Source organism: Neisseria sicca VK64 (genome assembly GCF_000260655.1).
Taxonomy (GTDB): domain Bacteria; phylum Pseudomonadota; class Gammaproteobacteria; order Burkholderiales; family Neisseriaceae; genus Neisseria; species Neisseria sicca_B.
In genome coordinates, this window is record NZ_AJMT01000037.1 from 1 (window position 1) to 2,882 (window position 2,882).

Below are 2,882 nucleotides of genomic sequence, written 5' to 3' on the forward strand. Positions count from 1 at the left end.
GTTTGGCAATCATGGCTTGTGCGGTTTGCCGGAAGAAGGTGCTCATGAGAAATCCCCTAAGTGTCTTGGTGGGAATTTAGGGGATTTTGGGGAATTTTGCAAAGGTCTCGGTCCGTTTACCACCTACCGCCAACCGATTTGGCGCAACTGGCTGTTTACCCAAACCGAAGTCAACTACTACAACAACCGCAAAGAAAACCAAAAACACCGCGTCGGCGCGCTGTTAAGGATTGAAGCCTTGTTCTGATGCAAAAAGGTCGTCTGAAAGCCTGTTAACGGATTCAATCCCGTCAATACAGCTTTCAGACGACCTTTTTTCTCAAAATTTTTTCAAACTTTCTCAAACGGATGATTCTTCCGAACCTTCTTCCCTGCCGTTGAAATACTCTGCCGCGCCACCGTCAAAAAAGCCCTGCAAAATCGCCTGAGCAGCCACTTGGTCGAGTACCGCCTTCTGTTTGCGCCCAAATACCTGCGCTTCGGCAAGCAGGCTTTCCGCATATAGCGAGGACATCCGTTCATCCACCCAATATATGGGCAGGTTGAAACGCCCGTGCAGGCGGCGGCCGAATTTGCGGCTGAGGCGGGTCAACTCGTGTTCCGTGCCGTCGGCGTGGGTCGGCAGTCCGACGACCAGATGCTTGGGCTGCCATTCCCGTATCAGCTTGGCGATGGCGTTGAATTTCTCATCGTTGCTGTTGCCGGTCACAGTCGCCAAAGGATGCGACAAGCCAAGTTCCGCATCGCCCTGCGCCACGCCGATACGCGCCTCGCCGAAATCAAACGCCAAAACCGTCCCCGCCGGTGCTTTATGCATGACCGGCTCCACAGACAAGTGCATCGGGCTGGATGCCCAGCTTGGCAAACGCAGCGGCGTAGCGATGTTCGTAAGGCATATCGAACAAAATATGCTCGTCCGCCTTAACCGTCAGCCAGACATTGTCCGCCAGCTCGCGTTCAAGCTGCCCTTTGCTCCAGCTCGAATAGCCTATGCTGATTAAAATCTTGTCCACCGCGCCCTGACGGGATAAGTTTTCAATCACATCGCGCGAAGACGTCAGCGCAATGTCGTCTGAAACAATCATACTGTTTTGCCAGTTGCCCACGGGCGTATGTACGACATAGCCGCGGTCGATCTGTACCGGCCCGCCCATCATGACGTGTTCGTGCTGCATCCTCAAAGGGATATTGCGGTCGGTTGCCGCAAAAATCATGTCCATCGTAATCGGCGACGGTTTGTTGATGATGATGCCCAACGCGCCCTCTTCGTTGTGTTCGCACACATAAATCACCGAATTTTCGAAAAACGGGTCGTCCATATCAGGCATGGCAATCAGGAAATGGTCGGTTAGGTTCATATCGCTCATCTTTTACTTGTTCGGCACAGGCGCATCCACGACGCACGCACCGTAAATCTGTTTGCCTTCCATACCGCCGGCAACTTGCTGCGCATCCGCTTTAGCACCGCCAAAGCACGACACCGCACTCAAAGAGTTCTTCGGCGAACCCTGAACGATTTTGTCGCTGTAAACCAAATACGCAAACGCCTTACGTTTAGGATCGTAATAACGGATAATCTGCTGGCTCTTGAACGCCAAGCTCGCGCTGCGCTTAAACACCTCTCGCGGCTTGACGACGGCTTGCTCGTTGTAACGGATGACCTCCGCCGTCTGCACGCACGACACGGAAGCATCGCTCGCATCTTCCTCCAAATTCACCGTTTCTTTCAAACCGCCTTTTTTCGCATAAGAAATATAACAGGCAACCCCTTGCACATCAGGATCGTCAAACCCCTCGACTTCAATACGGTCATTTTTCCCCAGCATATGAAAAACCGTGCTGGCACGTCCGATTTTGTCGGTATCGTTACCGCAGGAAGCAAGAAGCAGGGCGCAAAGCGCAGGCAGAATGATTTTATTCATGTAAATAAGAAACCTTTGAGGGTTGAAAATAAAGAAGCTAACACCGTAGCTCCTACTATATAAGACCGCTTGTTCAGATTGCAAGCATCGGAAAGACCCAAATACCCAATTGAATCCCTTCCCCGACTGCAAACCTCCCCACTACAAACCCCCATACCTTTCATTCCTTAGTCCATTCAAGGTTCAAAAAGAGAACTCTGGATTGAGCGCCAAGATCGTCAAGTTTACCGTCTGAACTTTGGCTGCAAACAAAAGGGTCGTCTGAAAACAGATTTTCAGACGACCTTTTGAACAGAGTGTTCAACGCCCACGTTTCCAGCCGGAAAACGCGGCATCAGTAATAACGCACCTTTATTTGACTTCAGAAGGCTGCTCCCCTTTCAGATAATTCTGATAATTATATGTACCATATATTTTTAAATATTCACCTGAATTATAGATATTAAAAGTACTAAATTGTTGTTTGTCTGTTTTCCAGATGAGCACAGTTTCATAAGAATTATTGCTCAAACGAAAGCTGACGAGAAATTTGTGTACAGTCGGTCTTAATGTATCACGATCAAATTCAGAAAATAAATAGCGTCCATATAGGGTTGGCTTAACTTCGCTGACAAAACGCTCATATGCCATTTCATGTTCAGTAACTATTTTTTTATGTAGTAAAATCCCATAAAGCTCTTGAATAAACAAATCAGTATCAGGCATAGGAATACCATTTTTATTAATAAAATCATGATCTGAAATCTTCAGGTACGTTTTTTCGTCAGACAGCCATTGTTTGGCACTAAACCACACCTTTTTTTTAAGTGGCGATTCAGCTTCTCCGTATTCTCCGCATTCTAAATATTCCAAATACCGAAACACATACATTTGATATTTCTTCTGCGTTAGATGATAACCACCAGCCAGTAATAATATTCCAATAAATAAAACAATAACTTTATTTTTACGGTTGATATT

General features: G+C 47.3%; 4 protein-coding genes and 1 pseudogene. 1 reads left to right on the forward strand and 4 read right to left on the reverse strand.

What is annotated here, in order from left to right:
- Window positions 1-247, forward strand: a pseudogene (locus HMPREF1051_RS02300) (hypothetical protein); the annotation flags it as partial.
- A 93-nt stretch (window positions 248-340) separates the two neighbouring features.
- Here the strand turns inward: HMPREF1051_RS02300 and ruvX are convergent.
- The 4 genes from ruvX to HMPREF1051_RS14760 all read right to left on the reverse strand — a co-directional run.
- Entirely contained in the window at window positions 341-817 is a 477-nt protein-coding gene (ruvX, locus tag HMPREF1051_RS02305) for a Holliday junction resolvase RuvX (protein ID WP_003763870.1), read from the reverse strand.
- Window positions 810-1,358, reverse strand: a complete 549-nt coding sequence (locus HMPREF1051_RS02310; RefSeq protein WP_019271440.1) for a YqgE/AlgH family protein — start codon at window positions 1,356-1,358, stop codon at window positions 810-812. Before HMPREF1051_RS02310 ends, ruvX begins: the two co-directional genes overlap by 8 nt.
- A gap of 12 nt (window positions 1,359-1,370) precedes the next feature.
- Window positions 1,371-1,922, reverse strand: coding sequence for a CreA family protein (locus HMPREF1051_RS02315; protein ID WP_003763874.1), 552 nt, complete (start codon window positions 1,920-1,922; stop codon window positions 1,371-1,373).
- A gap of 351 nt (window positions 1,923-2,273) precedes the next feature.
- Window positions 2,274-2,882: hypothetical protein (locus HMPREF1051_RS14760; RefSeq protein WP_196794305.1), on the reverse strand; the 609-nt coding region annotated here is incomplete at its 5' end.